This window comes from Lutibacter sp. (assembly GCF_016342705.1).
Classification (GTDB): domain Bacteria; phylum Bacteroidota; class Bacteroidia; order Flavobacteriales; family Flavobacteriaceae; genus Lutibacter.
In genome coordinates this window covers 35,220-52,224 of record NZ_JAEINV010000021.1, presented here as the reverse complement: position 1 = coordinate 52,224, position 17,005 = coordinate 35,220, and the positions used below count along the sequence as shown (strand labels likewise).

The window sequence follows — 17,005 nt, the reverse complement described above, 5'->3', positions numbered from 1 at the left end:
TACAGTAACTGTAACAGGATCGAATGGATGTACTGATACCGATGAGGTAACGGTCACTGTAGACAAAACAGCACCAAATATTTCAATTACAGGAAATCAAGAGTTAAGCTGTTTAAAAGATACAGTTACTTTAGTTGCAAATTCAAGTAATGAAAATGATTTAAGTTATTTGTGGAATACGGGTCAAATAACAAAAGCAATTGAAGTTTCAGTTGCAGGTAACTATACTGTTACTGTAACAGATATTAATAATGGTTGCTCTGCAAGTAGTTCAGCGGTGGTTATTAAAAATATTTTAAAACCGGAGATTGCTCTAAATGCGGAACAAACGAATTTAACTTGTAACACTCCTAGTATTATATTAAATGCACAATTAAATAACATACAAGGTACACCGAGTTATTTATGGAGTAAAGATCTTAAACTAATTTCGGGTGCTACAAGCTCAAGTCTTGTGGTTACAGAGCCTGGAGAGTATTTACTTGTTGTAACTGATAGTTATAATGGTTGTATTAGCGGAGAAAAAATAGTGATAACTCAAAATAATTATCAACCAATTATTTCTATAAAGGGAAATGAGAAATTAACTTGTGATAATACAGTTGTTACATTAGATGCTAGTGCTTCTATAGTACAAGGTTCTGCAAGCTATAAATGGAGTACAGGAGAAACTACTTCAACTATTGATGTGGAAGAACCGGGTATTTATTCGGTAACAGTAAGAGATAATCAAAATGGTTGTGAATCTAATATTAGTATCACTATAATTCAGGAAATTGGTAATGTGAAAGCTATTGAATTAGTTGAATCACATATTGATATAGCCTGTAATAATAATTCAAAAGGAGCATTTGCAATTAGTGCTTCCGGAGGTGAAGCACCATATTATTATAGCTTAGATAATGTTGAATATACTAATACTTTAGGGTTGTTTGATGAATTGGAAGCAGGAATTTATAGCGTGTATGTTAGAGATGCAAATGGTTGTAAAATGGAGGATTCATTAGAAATTGAAATTTTATACAATTGTACGTATGCAATAGCAGATATAAATAACACTTATATGGATTTAAGTGTATCTGGAAATGTATTGACGAATGATGAGGATGAAGAAGGAGACATTCAAACAATAACTACTTCGGTTGTTACGTCAGTAGAAGGAGTTGTTGTTAGCATAAATCCAGTTTCAGGAGCTTATACGTATACACCACCAACAGGATTTGTAGGAACAGATAGTTTTGAATATACTATTTGTGATAATGGAATTCCACAGGCTTGTAGTACAGCCACAGTAACTATTGAAGTATTAGGAATAACACCAGTTACACAAAATGATCCACCAGTTGCAAATAATGATACTGCAACAACGGAAGAGGGAACACCAGTAGATGGAAGTTTATTACCGAATGATTTTGATCCAAACGGAGATCCAATTACAGTAAATACCACACCAGTTACAGATCCAAATAATGGTTCAGTTGTAATTAATTCAAATGGTACTTATACTTATACACCAGCAGCTGGATTTATAGGAGTTGATACCTTTAGTTATACTATTTGTGATGATGGAAATCCAGTATTGTGTGATACAGCGGTAGTTTACATTACGGTAATCCCAACAGATGGAAATTCAAATGATACGTATGCTAATGATGATGCTTATAATGGAAATTCAGGAAGTGTATTATCAGGAAATGTGGTATCAAATGATTTTGATCCTGAGGGTGATATTCAAACAGTGAATACTGCTCCAATTATAAATGTAGCAAATGGAATATTAGTATTAAATTCTGATGGAACATTTATATATACACCAACAATTGGATTTACTGGCACAGATAGTTTTGTTTATGAAGTATGTGATGCTGGCAATCCAGTGGCTTGTGATCAAGCGACAGTTGTTATAACGATAAATGGAGTGAATACAACGTATGCAATAGCAGATATAAATAACACTTATATGGATTTAAGTGTATCTGGAAATGTATTGACGAATGATGAGGATGAAGAAGGAGACATTCAAACAATAACTACTTCGGTTGTTACGTCAGTAGAAGGAGTTGTTGTTAGCATAAATCCAGTTTCAGGAGCTTATACGTATACACCACCAACAGGATTTGTAGGAACAGATAGTTTTGAATATACTATTTGTGATAATGGAATTCCACAGGCTTGTAGTACAGCCACAGTAACTATTGAAGTATTAGGAATAACACCAGTTACACAAAATGATCCACCAGTTGCAAATAATGATACTGCAACAACGGAAGAGGGAACACCAGTAGATGGAAGTTTATTACCGAATGATTTTGATCCAAACGGAGATCCAATTACAGTAAATACCACACCAGTTACAGATCCAAATAATGGTTCAGTTGTAATTAATTCAAATGGTACTTATACTTATACACCAGCAGCTGGATTTATAGGAGTTGATACCTTTAGTTATACTATTTGTGATGATGGAAATCCAGTATTGTGTGATACAGCGGTAGTTTACATTACGGTAATCCCAACAGATGGAAATTCAAATGATACGTATGCTAATGATGATGCTTATAATGGAAATTCAGGAAGTGTATTATCAGGAAATGTGGTATCAAATGATTTTGATCCTGAGGGTGATATTCAAACAGTGAATACTGCTCCAATTATAAATGTAGCAAATGGAATATTAGTATTAAATTCTGATGGAACATTTATATATACACCAACAATTGGATTTACTGGCACAGATAGTTTTGTTTATGAAGTATGTGATGCTGGCAATCCAGTGGCTTGTGATCAAGCGACAGTTGTTATATCGGTAAATCCAAATAACTGTTCAAGTTTAAGTGTAACTTCTACAGTAGATGATGTAAAATGTTTTGGAGAGGATAATGGTAATATAAATATTACAGTTGAGGGAGGAGTTGCTCCGTACACATTTGTTTGGAATAATGGTTCAACAACTGAAGACCTTAATAATGTGATTGCAGGTAATTATTCTGTTAAAATTACAGATGTTAATGGTTGTAACATTACACATGATGTGACTGTTGAACAACCAACAAATGCTTTAAGTATTGTTATCAGCAAAAATGATAAACCTAGTTGTGTTAATTTATCTGATGGTACAGCTACAATTGTAGCTTCTGGAGGAACCTCACCGTATAATTATTTATGGAGTAATAATCAAATTACAGCAACAGCTAACAATTTAGCATCAGGTTTATACTCTGTTACAGTTACAGATGTTAACGGATGTTCTACATCAATAAATATTGAGATAGGTCAAGGAAATTCACCTGAAGAAATTGAAGGAAATTCTATTGATTTATGTATAACAGAAGTTCCATATGATTTAAAAACATTATTAATTGAAGGGTATGTTTCAGGAGGTGCTTGGACAGACAGTTTTAATAGTGGAGGATTAAGTGGTGATTTATTTGATCCTAGTATTGTAAATTTAAAAGATTATGAATTTGTGTATACTGAACCAGGATCTTGTGGAAGATCAATTACAGTTTATGTAAACGTTAATGACGATTGTATAGTATTGCCTTGTTCAACAGAAGGAACAATAAAAATATCAAAAGTTGTTACTGCAAATGATGATGGTTTTAATGATACGTTTACTATTTCTGATGTAGCTTCTTGTGGATTTACTGCTGAAGTTCAAATATTTAATAGATGGGGTAAAATTGTTTATCAATCTACTAATTATTTAAATGATTGGAAAGGTTACCACGATAATTCAGGGTTAACGTTAAATACAAATAATAAATTACCAGCTGGAACTTATTATTATATAGTTAAAATAATAGGAAGTGGTTATAAGCCAATTACGGGATATATTTACTTAGGAACTCATTAAAAATAAAAAACTATGAAGCGATTAATAATTATAATAGTAATTGTGTTTGCAAGTATAGAGTTTACAAATGCGCAACAATTACCACAGTTTACACAATATATGTATAATACTATTGCTGTAAACCCAGCATATGCAGGAAGTAGACAAGCTTTAAGTATTGTTGCATTGAATAGAAATCAATGGGCAGGTTTTGATGGAGGTCCCCAAACACAAACACTTTCAATTCATTCACCATTGCGAAATGAAAAAGTTGGGTTAGGTTTATCTTTAATTAATGATAAAACTGGATTTGAAAATTTTACATATGTTTATGGTGATTTTTCTTATACAATTGATGTGAATGATGACACCAAGTTAAGTTTTGGTTTAAAAGCAGGTATGACGTATTATAAATTAGCTGAAGAATTATATAACTCCTCTGAAGTAAATCAAGATCCATATTTTGATGAGCGATTAAATAGATGGAATTCTAATTTTGGAGCAGGAATACTTTTCCATTCAGATAAATGGTATTTAGGCTTGTCGGTTCCAAAAATAATAAATCATGATTTAAATAATAATACCGAATATGCCGCGTTAGAAACGGTTCACTTTTATGGAATTGGTGGCTATGTTTTTGATTTAAGTAACAATATAAAGTTAAAACCATCCTTTTTATTTAAATACACAGAAGGAGCTCCTTTTTCTACAGATTTATCCGCAAATTTTTTATTTAATGAAAAATTTTGGATAGGAGGCTCTTATAGATTTAATGGAATTCAAAGAGATTTAGGTGCATTGGTTGATTTTCAGGTAACCGATCAGTTTAGAGTTGGGTATACCTATGAAATTCCAACAGGAGAAATTAGGCCATATACATCAGGATCACATGAAATATTATTAATGTATGAGTTCAGATTTATGAAAAATAAACTAAAATCTCCTAGATATTTCTAACCAAATAATGATGAAGATTATGAAAAATAGTAAACTAATACTTATTGCTTTTGTTTTAATATGTGCATCCTCTTTTGGTCAAACAGTGAAACAAAAAAGAGCAGAGCGAGAATTTAATAATTTTTCGTTTGTAAAAGCTATTAAAACATACGAAAAGCTAATAGACACCAGTTTTAATAAAAACTATGCAATGCGAAAATTAGGTGATGCTTATATTATGTTGCGTCAACCTGAAAAGGCACTGGAGATTTATGAAAAAGTAGTGCAACAAGAAAATGTACCTTCAGAGTATTTCTTATTCTATGCACAAACTTTAAGAGCAAATGGGAATTATGAAGAATCGAAAAAATGGATGAAAAAGTTTAAAGATGCTGGAAATGAAGATGATTTAAGAGTAAAAGATTTCTATAAGAATGATGATTTGGCAAGTGCAATATTTAATGTTACTGAAAAAAACACCATAAAAACTTTAAATTTAAACACTAAATTTAATGATTTTGGTGCAGTTGATTTAAATGATAACATAGTTTTTGCATCATCAAGAGATGAGGGGGTGTCAATTAAAAGATTATATAGTTGGGATGCACAGCCATTTATTGATATTTTTCAAGTTCCATTAGGTAATGTATCTGTAGAATCTACATCAAAAATAATTGGAGATGTAAACTCAATTCAACATGATGGTCCAGCAGTATTTAGTGCTGATGGAAATAAAATGTACTTTTCAAGAAATAATTATTATAATGATAAAAAAATTCAAGATGAAAAGGGCATAATGCAACTAGGAATATACACAGCAGATTTTGTAGATGGAAAATGGGTAAATGTGAAACCTACCAATTTAAACAGTCCGAATTATATTGTTTACCACCCAACAATTAGCAGTGATAGTAAAAAGTTATATTTTGCTTCTGATATGCCTGGTGGATTTGGAGGAACAGATATTTATGTTAGTGATGTAAATGAAGATGGATCACTTGCTACTCCAGTTAATTTAGGTTCAATTGTTAATACTGAAGGAAATGAATCGTTTCCATTTATTTATCAAGAAGAAAATAGTTTGTATTTTTCATCTGATGGTCATGTTGGATTAGGTTTGTTAGATGTTTTCGCAACGGTGAAAAATGAAAATGATGAAATTGTAAATGTTATAAATTTAGGAGCACCTATAAATAGTAAATATGATGATTTTGCTTACTATTTATCTAAAGAAGGTTTTTCTGGTTATATTTCTTCCAACCGAAAAGGAGGGGTTGGAGGTGATGATATTTATGCATTTACTAGAATTCCGCCTTTAACCTTAAAAGGTCAAATTAGAGATGCCGTAAACAATGAACCTATTGAAGGTGCAAAAATTGCGCTGACTAGAAAAAATGGAGAGGAAATTGCTTATTTTATTACAGAAAAAGATGGCTATTATGAACATTTAATTGAAAGAGATAAAGAATTTGTTTTAAAAGGTTCTAAAGAAAAGTATAATAGCATACAAAATGATTTTAATTCATTTGGTTTAGAAAAAGAAAAAGAGCTAATAGTTAATTTAGATCTTAATATTGCTCCAATTGAGGATGTAGTTATTTTGGCTGATTTAGATATTATTTATTTTGATCTTGATAAATCAAATATTAGGCCTGATGCTGCGTTAGAATTAGATAAGGTGGTTACATTAATGAATAAATATCCGGGAATGGTGATTAGAATGGAATCTCATACGGATAGTAGAGCTGATGATCAATATAATATTGATTTATCTAATAGAAGAGCAAAATCTACCTATAAGTACATTATATCTAAAGGGATAGATCCTGCTAGAATAACAAAATACGAAGGATTTGGAGAAACTCAATTAGTAAATAAATGTTCAAATGGTGTTAAGTGTTCGGAAGCAGAGCACCAGTTAAATAGAAGAACAGAGTTTATTATAATTAAAATGAAATAATAAAATAGCAGTCGTAAAATATAAATCTTGACATACTACCGTTGTGGGGACGACAATTTTCTCAAGTTATTTACGACTGCTTCTTTAAAACAAAAAAATCAATAATGTAAATTATTGATTTTTTTGTTTTAAAGATGTTTGAGGGATTTTATTTAGAATGAAAACACAATATTATGACCTTGATTTATTAAATTGACGTCCATTCTTGAAAATAAAAAAACAGTCGTTAAATAAACACTTAACTATCGTTGGGGCGACTTAATCAAGTTATTTTACGACTGTTTCTTACTTTCACTAAACTCTAACTAACTTTATATTTTCTCTAAAGTAAAATACATTTTTCAGGGTTAGAAATGGTTTCACCTAAATGATTTCTATAACTAAAATTTGGGAATAATGTATTGATATAAATTCTATTTGTTTTTGGGTTTCTTTTTAATGAGCTTTTTACAACTTTTAAATGAAGTTCCTTTTTTTCTAAAATTTGTGGGGTTGCGTTCATAATTAAAGATTTAAATTAAATGCTACTTTACTATTTAAAAGTAGCCATTGCTATGGGGTAAATAATTATTTTTCTATAAATATTTGTGTGAAATAATTTCTTCCTTCACTGTTTGATTCAGTTGAAATTCCAAAATGTGTATTTTTAGGATTTTCAATAGCTTTTCTATGTTCTTCACTATTTAACCACCCATTTACAACACCTTGTGCAGTACTATAACCGTAAGCTACATTTTCTGAAACGCTTTTGGCATTCGCATTATCTATTAAAGTTTGAGCTCTTACGCTAAAGTTATCATGGTTTACTTGACCAGTTGTAACCATATAATTTGTATGACCATCTGCTACACCTGAGATAATATTTAAAGGAATTAATTCAGTTAAACCTATACTTTGTCTGTATTCATTAACAAGTGTTAATATATCTGTTTCAATATCAGAATAAGCAACGGATGTATTAATAGTTTCATTTGATTCGCTAAAATAAATACCATCATCTGCTGGAGAGCAAGAAAATAAAAAAACAGTACAAAGAAGTATCGATAATAATTGTGGGGCTAATGATTTCATTTTGTGGGGTTTCTTGGGGGTTGATATTTTGCTTTTTAAAGTGTGTAATTTTTTAATTGGTTTTTTAATTTTTTTATTAAAATCACCAAGTGTCGTGAAAACTTGGTGATTTTATTTTTCCATTTAGGAAATTCAAACAGATTATAAATAATCTTATCAATATGTCAAAAAAAATTGTTGGGGTTGATAAATTTTAACATAGCTAAGATACAAATAAAAACAATACAAAAAAATAAAAATTGAAAAAAATTACCATTTGTTAACAAAAAACATCCGTTTATTATAGAAAAATAACTATTTATATATTTGAGGTTTATTCAGAAATGTGTGTAAAAATTTTAATTAAAAGAGGGAAATAATTAATAGCCAATATTTTAAAACAAAAAAAGAGCGTACTTTTTAATAAAAAATACGCTCTTTTTTATGATTTTTTTTTATTTCTTTAAACCGGCTCGTTTTAATAAAGCTTCGTTAGTTGGTTTTTGACCTCTAAAATTTAGGTATAAATCCATAGGTTTTATGGTGCCACCTTTTTCTAAAATAGTTGATTTAAACTTTAACGCAGTTTCTTTATCAAAAATTCCTTTTTCTAAAAATAAAGAAAAAGCATCGGCGTCTAAAACTTCAGCCCATTTGTAAGAATAATATCCAGAAGAATATCCGCCTTGAAAAATATGTGAGAAAGAAGTACTCATACAATTTTCTTTAACATCAGGAAATAATTGAGTGTTTTTAAAAGATGCAGTTTCAAATTCTTTTACATTTTTAATTTCAGAAGGATTTTTACTATGCCAATCCATATCTAAAATACCAAAACTCAATTGTCGTAAAGTTTGCATACCTTCTAAAAAGTTAGAAGATTTTTTAATTTTATCTATTAATTCCATTGGAATTAACTCATTAGTTTCATAGTGTTTCGCAAACAAATTAAGGGCTTCTTTTTGATAACACCAGTTTTCAAAAACCTGACTTGGTAATTCTACAAAATCCCAAAACACACTTGTGCCAGATAAACTTGGGTAATTTGTGTTGGCTAACATTCCGTGCAATGCGTGTCCAAACTCGTGAAAAAGTGTAGTTACTTCATTAAAAGTTAATAATGATGGTTTAGTTTTGGTAGGTTTGGTAAAATTACACACAATTGAAATGTGTGGTCTGGAATTTTTGCCATCTTTTTTCCATTGATTTTTGTACGAAGTCATCCAAGCACCATTTCTTTTTCCTTTTCTAGGAAAAAAATCTGCATATAAAATAGCAATATAATTTCCTGAAGTATCTGTAACTTTATATGTTTTTACTTCATCGTGATACTTTTCAATAGTTGTTATTTCTTCAAATTGCAAATCGTATAATTTATTTGAAATTTGAAAAACACCTTCAATTACATTTTCTAATTTAAAGTAAGGTTTTAGTTTTTCTTCTTCTAAATCAAATAATTCTTTTTTTAATTTTTCAGAATAATAAGCGCTGTCCCATTTTTCAAGATGTTTAATAGCATCTTTTTTAGCTAATCCTTCAATTTTATTAAACTCTTCAGTAGCAGCAGGTTTTGCTTTAACCAATAAATCATCTAAAAAGGAAATAACATTTGCAGGAGTTTCTGCCATGCGTTCTTCTAAAACAAAATGTGCGTGCGATTTGTAACCTAGTAAAGTAGCTCTTTTATATCTATAATTAGCAATGTCTAAAACAATTTGTTGATTGTCATTTTTATTATTTCTAAAAGCTTTTGCGCCAAAAGCAAATGCCATTTGTTTTCTTAGTTTTCTATCCTCGGCATAGGTCATAAACGGAACATAGCTAGGATAATCTAATGTAAAAACCCAGCCATCCTTTTCTTTTTGCTTAGCAGTTAACTCTGCAGCTTCAATAACACCTTCTGGCAAACCACTTAATTGTTCTTGGTTAGTTAAGTGTAATTCAAAATCTTGTGTTTCGGCTAAAACATTTTCACCAAATTTTAATTTTAATTTAGAAAGCTCTGTATCTATTTTTCTGAGTTCAGTTTTTTGCACTTCATTTAAATTAGCGCCATTTCTAACAAAACTTTTATACTTATTTGTTAAAAGCATGTTTTGTTCTGGAGTTAAATTTAAATCATCTTTAATTTGATAAATTAACTTTACTCTTTTAAATAAATCTTCATTTAAAGTGATGTCGTTTGAAAACTCAGTTAATAGTGGAGATATTTCTTGGGCTATTTGTTGAATTTCATCAGTAGTTTCGGCAGAATTTAAATTAAAAAATATGCTCGAAATTCTATTTAATTGTTGTCCGCTAAATTCTAACGTTTCAATAGTATTTTCAAAAGTTGGTACACTTTTATTATGTGTAATTGCATCAATTTCCGCTTTGGCATTTTTAATGCTTTCTATAAAAGCAGGTTTAAAATGCTTTATTTTTATTTGTGAAAAAGGAGCAGTTTCGTTGTAAGTAGTAAATTTTTTTAAAAGTGGATTACTCATGTTTTTTATGAAATAAATTATTGATTTGCAAATATATTATTAAGAAGTGACTAATAAGTCTTTAAGGCGTCATATAATTACACCCGGTTTGTAAATAAATTTAATTATTTAATAATTTTAAATAATTTTTTTAGGTAATAGCCGTTTTAATAATCACAAAATTACGGTTTTAAGAAAGCCTTAATTTTAGAAGAAAAGAACAATAATTTAAATAGAAATTAATTAGCACATGAAAACCAATAACAAATTTCAAATAAATACCATAATGCCTAAATTTACGTATGTTAATAAAAACGGGCAAAGTATACTTGGTTAGTAAAAATACAACGTTATAAATTATTTTTTAAGTTCTTCGGAAGATTTATAAACTTTGGTTTTTAAATTTTCTTTGTATTCAACAATTTTATCTAAAATTGTTGAATTTGAACTTCCTATTATTTGAGCTGCCAAAATTCCAGCATTTAAAGCGCCATCTAAAGCTACAGTTGCTACTGGAACTCCGCCAGGCATTTGAAGTATTGATAAAACAGAATCCCAACCATCAATAGAATTTCTAGATTTTACCGGAACACCAATTACTGGTAAAGGACTCATAGATGCGACCATTCCCGGTAAATGTGCTGCGCCACCTGCTCCAGCAATAACTACTGAAATACCTCTTTTGTGTGCGTTTGTGGCGTAATCAAATAATTTTTCTGGAGTTCTATGTGCAGAAACAATATCAACTTCAGTTTCAATTTCAAAAGATTTTAAAATATCAATGGCTTGTTGCATTATTGGAAGATCAGAAGCGCTTCCCATTATTATTCCTACTTTGCTCATAATTTGTTTATTTACTGATTACTCTAATAGTGTTTTTTACTTTTTCGGCAACTTTTCTGGCTTCGGCTAATTTGTTATTTACAACTGTAACATGTCCCATTTTTCTGAAAGGTCTGGTTTGTTTTTTCCCATAAATGTGTGGTGTTACACCATCCATTTTTAGAATTTCTTCCATATTTTCATATACAACTTCACCAGAAAAACCTTCTTCGCCAACCAAATTTACCATAATTCCTGCAACTTTACTGTCGGTATTTCCTAAAGGTAAGTTTAAAATGCTTCTAAGATGTTGTTCAAACTGACTTGTATAAGAAGCTTCAATACTATAATGTCCGCTATTATGTGTTCTTGGAGCAACTTCATTCACTAAAATTTGGTCATCTTCTGTTTGAAATAATTCCACAGCTAATAAACCAATATGTTGAAAAGATTCAGCTACGTTTAACGCAATTTTTCTAGCTTTAGATGCAACTTCATCAGAAATTCTGGCAGGACAAATTACATATTCTACCTGGTTTGCTTCCGGATGAAATTCCATTTCAACAACTGGATAGGTTTTTATTTCTCCGTTTTTATTTCTAGCAACAATTACAGCCAATTCATTTTTAAAAGGAATTAATTCTTCAATAATACACTCTGTATCTGTTAAAACGTCCAAATCATTTTTAGTTCTAACAATTTTAACACCTGTTCCATCATAACCAAATTGAGCAGATTTCCATACAAATGGAAAATTTAAAGTTTCCTTTTTTAAGGATTGTAAATTGTTAAATCTTTTATGTGGTGATGTTGGAATGTTATTAGCTACAAAAAAATCCTTTTGTTTTCCTTTGTGTTGTATTATTTGTAAAACACTAGGTTGAGGATAAATTTCTAAACCTTCTTTTTCTAATTTTAATAAGGCATCAGTGTTAACGTGTTCAATTTCAATGGTTAAGAGGTCTACTTTTTTTCCGAAGTTATAAACAGTATCAAAATCTAATAAGCTTCCTAAATGAAATTCATTACAAATTTGCGCACAAGGCGCATCTTTTGCTGCATCTAAAATACTGGTATAAATATCGAATTTTTGTGTTTCAGTCAATAGCATTTTACCTAATTGACCACCGCCTAAAACGCCTAATTTAAAATTTGATGAGAAATAATTTTTCACTTTTTAAAGGTTTCGGACAAAAATAGTAATCTGTTTTTAAATAGTAACTTAATAATTGGTAATATTTATGGTTGAACTATTTAAAACCAATACTCTGTATTCTCTGGCAAAATGTGAATTTCCAGAAGTTTGAGGCGCTCCATCAATAATACTGTACTCACTTTGATCACAACTACATTTCATTTTTAAGCTGCCATCAAAAGTCATTGGAGAATTACAATCGTTATTAGGACAAGCTCTTTCAAAGGCTTTATACTTTGGTGTTAAACCGGTATTTTGTATTAATATTCCTTGAAGTCCTTTATTAGCTCCTTTTTCAATATAAACCCAGCCCGTTGGTATTAAAAGGTCTTGATATTGTGGTAAATTTAAATTAAGAGTTACATCTACACTGGTGGTTGGTAGAAAATCATCGGTATTGTTTTTTTCACAAGAAAAAAAAGCAACTAAAATTAACAATAAAAATAGCTTTTGCATAGTTGTAATATCAAGTTTAATAGTAAACGTTTGCAATTTACAAATATTTTGTACATTTGTGTAGAATCTCATGCTGGGTGACAGTTTTGAGATTTTTTTGTCTTAAAAAATTAATTATTTATGAGTAAAATTTCGTATTACACAGAAGAAGGATTGAAAAAACTAAAAGAAGAATTGGATTTTTTAGAACATGTGGAGCGTCCAAGAGTTAGTAATGATATTGCTGAGGCAAGAGATAAAGGAGATTTAAGTGAAAATGCTGAATACCATGCTGCAAAAGAAGAACAATCGCTTTTAGAATTAAAAATAGCTAAGTTAAAAGAAGTTGTTTCTAACGCCAGAGTTATTGATGAATCGTTATTAGACACTTCAAAAATATTAATTCATTCAATTGTTAAAATTAAGAATACTGCCAATAACATGGAGTTTAAATACACGTTAGTTGCAGATTCTGAAACAAATATAAAAGAAGGAAAATTATCGGTTAATTCACCTATTGGAAAAGGATTATTAGGAAAGAAAGTTGGAGACGTTGCCGAAATTCAAGTGCCAAATGGTGTTATGACTTTTGAAGTTTTAGAGATTTCAAGATAATATTAATGAAAAGCATTTAATGAAACCCTTTTCAGTTTGCGAATTGAAAAGGGTTTCTTATTTTTGATAAAAAATAACGTATGAGCTCAATATTCACCAAAATTATTAGTGGAGAAATTCCTTCTTATAAAATAACAGAAAACGATGATTTTTTTGTTTTTTTAGATATCAATCCAAATGCAAAAGGGCATACATTGGTTGTGCCAAAAATGGAGGTAAATAAGTTGTTTGAATTAGAAGAAGATGTGTACAACTCATTAATGAGTTACTCTCGTAAAATTGCAATTGCCTTAGAAAAAGCGGTTCCTTGTAAAAGAATTGGGATGGCTGTAATTGGTTTAGAAGTTCCGCACGTACACGTTCATTTAATTCCTTTACAAGCAATGGAAGATATTCAATTTAATAAAAAAGTAAAATTGGATTCAGAAGAGTTTGTTGCTATTGCAAAAGCTATTTCAGATAATTTATAGACTATTTTTTTAAAGAAACCAAGAAGGACGTTCCTTTCCCAATTTCCGATTTATGTACGTTTATTTTACCATTATGGTAATCTTCAATAATACGTTTGGCTAAAGATAATCCCAATCCCCAACCGCGTTTTTTTGTGGTAAAACCAGGGGTAAATATTTTTTGTTGCAAATGTTTTGGTATTCCTTTGCCGTTATCAGAAATTAATATAAAAACGTTTTTATCATTTTCTGTTATAGAAAGGGAAATTTTACCTTTTCCTTCCATGGCATCAATTGCATTTTTCACCAAGTTTTCAATTACCCAACTATACAATTGTAAATTTAATTGCACGGATATATTGTTGTTTAAAGAATTGAATATAAATTCAACTTGTTTAGAACTGCGAGATTGTAAATATAAAAATGAGTTTTCTGTTGCTTCAATAATATTGTGCTTTTTTAGAATAGGATTTGAACCTATTTTAGAAAAACGTTCGGCAATTGTATTTAATCTAACAACATCTTTTTCAATTTCAGCAACTGTATTTTCATCGGTATTTTCTAATCTTAAAATTTCAACCCAACCCATTAAAGAAGATAAAGGAGTTCCAATTTGATGTGCCGTTTCTTTTGCCATTCCTGTCCAAAGTTTATTTTGCTCGGCAACTTTGTTCGATTTAAAAAATAAAAATATAACACTGGCAAATAAAATTAGTATAAGAATTAATGCAATAGGGTAATATTTGAGTTTTGTTAATAAATCAGAATCTCTATAATAAATAAATTGTTTTACATTACTTCTTTTATGGCTTACCAAAATTGGAAGATTTTGATTTTTCATAATATCTAATTCATTGTGCAAATAAACACTTTTTAATGTTTTTATGGAGTCTAAATTAGCCCAAGCCGTAATACTATCCTTTTCATTGGTAATAATCATAGGGATATTATGGTTTTTCCCAATAATTTTATCTTCTAATGAAAAATCAGCATTTAAATCTGCACTACTAGAACGTTCATAAGCGCCAGCTAATATTTCCATTTTAGCTCTTTCTTCATTTTTAAATTTCTGAAAGAAATCATACGTATTCCATAAAATAGAAGCAACAATTATAAATGAAACTATAATTACTGCCCATCTAATAAGTTGTATGTTTTTTTGTGAAGCCATTATTCAAATATAAAATATATGTACTAATAACTTAAAATTTAAATCGATATTATTTTAAAGTTGAAATAATTACATTTGTTAAAAATCAAAAAAATGTTAAGTATCAATCCTTCAGAGATTTCTGTAGAAAAATTACAAACTTATTTACAGTGTGCAGTTGCACCCAGGCCAATTGCTTTTGCAAGTACTATTGACGAAAATGGAAATCCGAATTTATCGCCTTTTAGTTTTTTTAATATGTTTAGTACGCAGCCACCAATTTTAATATTTTCTCCAGCCAGAAGAGTGCGTGATAATACCACAAAACACACGTTAGAAAATGTGAAAAACGTTAAAGAAGTTGTCATAAACACTGTAAATTTTGATATGGTTCAGCAAATGTCGCTTTCAAGTACAGAATATGATAAAAGTGTAAATGAGTTTAAAAAAGCGGGATTTACTATGGTTTCATCAGAAAAAGTGAAGCCTTTTAGAGTAGGTGAATCTCCCATTCAACTAGAATGTAAAGTGAATAATATTATTGAACTTGGAACTGAAGGTGGCGCTGGAAATTTGGTTATTTGTGAAGTTGTTAAAATTCATATTAATGAAAAATATTTAGATGATAAAGGAGCAATTAATCAACATAAACTAGATTTAGTTGCTAGAGCTGGTGGAAATTACTATTCAAGAGCAAAAGAAGGTTTTTTTGAAATTCCAAAACCATTGTCAACATTAGGAGTTGGAGTTGATGCTATTCCTATAGAATATAGGGAAAGTACGATTTTATCTGGAAATGATTTAGGTTTGTTAGGAAATGTTGAAGCAATACCCACAGATGAAGATGTTAATAAGTTTGCAAAAGAACATGCCCAATTTATTGGGATTGATTCTTTAAAAAAACATACATTTGTGAAATCACTTTTAGAAAAAAATGATGTTGTTAGTGCTTGGAAAGCACTTTTAATGAAATAATTAGAAAAATGGAAATTACAGGAAAAATTAAAAAAATTGATGAAACTAAAACTTTTGGAGCAAGTGGTTTTAGAAAAAGAGAAATGGTTGTTACTACAAATGAACAATATCCACAAATGTTAATGGTGGAATTTGTACAAGATAAATGTGATTTATTAAATAATTACAAAGTAGGGCAAGATGTAAAAGTTTCTATTAATTTAAGAGGTAGAGAATGGATAAACCCACAAGGTGAAGCTGTTTATTTTAACTCAATTCAAGGATGGAGAGTTGAAGCTGCTCAATTAGAAGGTGGTGAAGGAGCGCCATCTGCACCAATTGAAAGTTTTAAAACTACATCAGATGTTGATGATAACGAACCAGATGATTTACCTTTTTAATTTCAGGTAATTAAAATAATTTAAAAAGAGAAAAGCTTCGGTTTTTCTCTTTTTTTGTTTCAGTATATTTGTAAAAAAAATAGTTAAAAGTGTATTTACTTCCAAAAGAAATAATTTTTCCGCCAGTTCATTTAGCCAATAAAGATGGTATTTTGGCAATTGGAGGTGATTTATCTGTTGAAAGATTATTGTTAGCTTATAAAAGTGGAATTTTTCCTTGGTATAATGAGGGCGAACCAATTATTTGGTATAGCCCAAAAGAAAGAATGGTGTTGTTTCCAAACGAATTAAAAATTTCAAAAAGTATGCGCCAAATTCTCAAAAAAGATGAATTTAAAATTACATATAATCAGAATTTTGGTGACGTAATTTCAAATTGTAAAAATATTTATAGAGATGGACAGGGTGGAACTTGGATAACCAGTAAAATGGAAAAGGCTTATTTGGAATTACATAAATTAGGCGTTGCAAAATCTGTAGAAGTTTGGCTTGAAGATGAGTTGGTTGGCGGTTTATACGGAATAGATTTAGGTCACGTTTTTTGTGGAGAAAGTATGTTCAGTAAAGTAAGCAATACATCAAAATTGGCATTTATTTATTTGGTTCAAAAATTAGAAAAGGAAAATTACAAATTGTTAGACTGCCAAGTGTATAATAATCATTTAGATAGTTTGGGCGCCCGTGAAATTTCAAGAGTAGACTTTTTGGAATATTTAAAAGAATAAAGTATGATTAGTT

15 protein-coding genes are annotated in these 17,005 nt (G+C 29.8%); 8 read left to right on the top strand and 7 right to left on the bottom strand.

Going from position 1 to position 17,005, the window contains the following annotated elements:
• The 3 genes from JEY78_RS14795 to JEY78_RS14785 all read left to right on the top strand — a co-directional run.
• Nucleotides 1-3,856, top strand: a 3,856-nt coding sequence (locus tag JEY78_RS14795; protein WP_291853121.1) for an Ig-like domain-containing protein, incomplete at its 5' end; no start/stop codon positions are given.
• A gap of 12 nt (nt 3,857-3,868) precedes the next feature.
• Entirely contained in the window at nt 3,869-4,792 is a 924-nt protein-coding gene (locus JEY78_RS14790; protein ID WP_291853118.1) for a type IX secretion system membrane protein PorP/SprF, read from the top strand.
• A gap of 19 nt (nt 4,793-4,811) precedes the next feature.
• Nucleotides 4,812-6,731 (top strand): OmpA family protein, encoded by a 1,920-nt coding sequence (locus tag JEY78_RS14785; RefSeq protein WP_291853116.1) that lies wholly within the window; start codon nt 4,812-4,814, stop codon nt 6,729-6,731.
• 322 nt (nt 6,732-7,053) lie between these two features.
• Here JEY78_RS14785 and JEY78_RS14780 read toward each other — a convergent pair whose 3' ends face one another.
• The 6 genes from JEY78_RS14780 to JEY78_RS14755 form a co-directional block, all read right to left on the bottom strand.
• Nucleotides 7,054-7,233 carry a hypothetical protein gene (locus JEY78_RS14780; protein WP_291853113.1) on the bottom strand — a complete coding sequence of 60 codons (180 nt, stop codon included), beginning with the start codon at nt 7,231-7,233 and terminating at the stop codon, nt 7,054-7,056.
• Between the two features lie 65 nt (nt 7,234-7,298).
• Nucleotides 7,299-7,802, bottom strand: a complete 504-nt coding sequence (locus JEY78_RS14775) for a CAP domain-containing protein (protein ID WP_291853110.1) — start codon at nt 7,800-7,802, stop codon at nt 7,299-7,301.
• A 434-nt stretch (nt 7,803-8,236) separates the two neighbouring features.
• Entirely contained in the window at nt 8,237-10,267 is a 2,031-nt protein-coding gene (locus JEY78_RS14770) for a M3 family metallopeptidase (protein ID WP_291853107.1), read from the bottom strand.
• Between the two features lie 336 nt (nt 10,268-10,603).
• A complete protein-coding gene (gene purE / locus JEY78_RS14765) occupies nt 10,604-11,089 on the bottom strand; it encodes a 5-(carboxyamino)imidazole ribonucleotide mutase (protein ID WP_291853104.1) in 486 nt (161 codons plus the stop codon).
• A 7-nt stretch (nt 11,090-11,096) separates the two neighbouring features.
• Nucleotides 11,097-12,242, bottom strand: a complete 1,146-nt coding sequence (locus JEY78_RS14760; protein ID WP_291853101.1) for a 5-(carboxyamino)imidazole ribonucleotide synthase — start codon at nt 12,240-12,242, stop codon at nt 11,097-11,099.
• Nucleotides 12,243-12,290: 48 nt separating this feature from the next.
• Nucleotides 12,291-12,719, bottom strand: a complete 429-nt coding sequence (locus JEY78_RS14755; protein ID WP_291853099.1) for a hypothetical protein — start codon at nt 12,717-12,719, stop codon at nt 12,291-12,293.
• Nucleotides 12,720-12,839: 120 nt separating this feature from the next.
• Between JEY78_RS14755 and greA the strand changes: the two genes are divergently transcribed.
• On the top strand, nt 12,840-13,313 hold the full coding sequence (greA, locus tag JEY78_RS14750) for a transcription elongation factor GreA (RefSeq protein ID WP_291853096.1): 474 nt from the start codon (nt 12,840-12,842) through the stop codon (nt 13,311-13,313).
• An 80-nt stretch (nt 13,314-13,393) separates the two neighbouring features.
• Nucleotides 13,394-13,783, top strand: a complete 390-nt coding sequence (locus JEY78_RS14745) for an HIT family protein (protein WP_291853093.1) — start codon at nt 13,394-13,396, stop codon at nt 13,781-13,783.
• 1 nt (nt 13,784) lies between these two features.
• Here the strand turns inward: JEY78_RS14745 and JEY78_RS14740 are convergent, their stop codons facing one another.
• The gene (locus JEY78_RS14740) at nt 13,785-14,933 is read right to left on the bottom strand and encodes a HAMP domain-containing sensor histidine kinase (protein WP_291853090.1); all 1,149 of its coding nucleotides are present in this window, start codon (nt 14,931-14,933) and stop codon (nt 13,785-13,787) included.
• Nucleotides 14,934-15,026: 93 nt separating this feature from the next.
• On the opposite strand from JEY78_RS14740, the gene JEY78_RS14735 reads away from it, so the two are divergent.
• The 3 genes from JEY78_RS14735 (at nt 15,027) to aat (ending at nt 16,992) form a co-directional block, all read left to right on the top strand.
• Nucleotides 15,027-15,887, top strand: coding sequence for a flavin reductase family protein (locus JEY78_RS14735; RefSeq protein WP_291853087.1), 861 nt, complete (start codon nt 15,027-15,029; stop codon nt 15,885-15,887).
• An 8-nt stretch (nt 15,888-15,895) separates the two neighbouring features.
• Nucleotides 15,896-16,267, top strand: coding sequence for a DUF3127 domain-containing protein (locus JEY78_RS14730; RefSeq protein WP_291853084.1), 372 nt, complete (start codon nt 15,896-15,898; stop codon nt 16,265-16,267).
• An 89-nt stretch (nt 16,268-16,356) separates the two neighbouring features.
• Nucleotides 16,357-16,992, top strand: a complete 636-nt coding sequence (gene aat, locus JEY78_RS14725) for a leucyl/phenylalanyl-tRNA--protein transferase (RefSeq protein WP_291853079.1) — start codon at nt 16,357-16,359, stop codon at nt 16,990-16,992.
• The last annotated feature ends 13 nt before the right edge of the window (nt 16,993-17,005 follow it).

Bases quoted from the DNA above. Each gene is read 5' to 3' on its own strand.
- JEY78_RS14790 (WP_291853118.1), top strand. From the start codon at position 3,869: ATGAAGCGATTAATAATTATAATAGTAATTGTGTTTGCAAGTATAGAG.
- JEY78_RS14785 (WP_291853116.1), top strand. From the start codon at position 4,812: ATGAAAAATAGTAAACTAATACTTATTGCTTTTGTTTTAATATGTGCA.
- JEY78_RS14780 (WP_291853113.1), bottom strand. From the start codon at position 7,233: ATGAACGCAACCCCACAAATTTTAGAAAAAAAGGAACTTCATTTAAAA.
- JEY78_RS14775 (WP_291853110.1), bottom strand. From the start codon at position 7,802: ATGAAATCATTAGCCCCACAATTATTATCGATACTTCTTTGTACTGTT.
- JEY78_RS14770 (WP_291853107.1), bottom strand. From the start codon at position 10,267: ATGAGTAATCCACTTTTAAAAAAATTTACTACTTACAACGAAACTGCT.
- purE (WP_291853104.1), bottom strand. From the start codon at position 11,089: ATGAGCAAAGTAGGAATAATAATGGGAAGCGCTTCTGATCTTCCAATA.
- JEY78_RS14755 (WP_291853099.1), bottom strand. From the start codon at position 12,719: ATGCAAAAGCTATTTTTATTGTTAATTTTAGTTGCTTTTTTTTCTTGT.
- greA (WP_291853096.1), top strand. From the start codon at position 12,840: ATGAGTAAAATTTCGTATTACACAGAAGAAGGATTGAAAAAACTAAAA.
- JEY78_RS14745 (WP_291853093.1), top strand. From the start codon at position 13,394: ATGAGCTCAATATTCACCAAAATTATTAGTGGAGAAATTCCTTCTTAT.
- JEY78_RS14740 (WP_291853090.1), bottom strand. From the start codon at position 14,933: ATGGCTTCACAAAAAAACATACAACTTATTAGATGGGCAGTAATTATA.
- JEY78_RS14735 (WP_291853087.1), top strand. From the start codon at position 15,027: ATGTTAAGTATCAATCCTTCAGAGATTTCTGTAGAAAAATTACAAACT.
- JEY78_RS14730 (WP_291853084.1), top strand. From the start codon at position 15,896: ATGGAAATTACAGGAAAAATTAAAAAAATTGATGAAACTAAAACTTTT.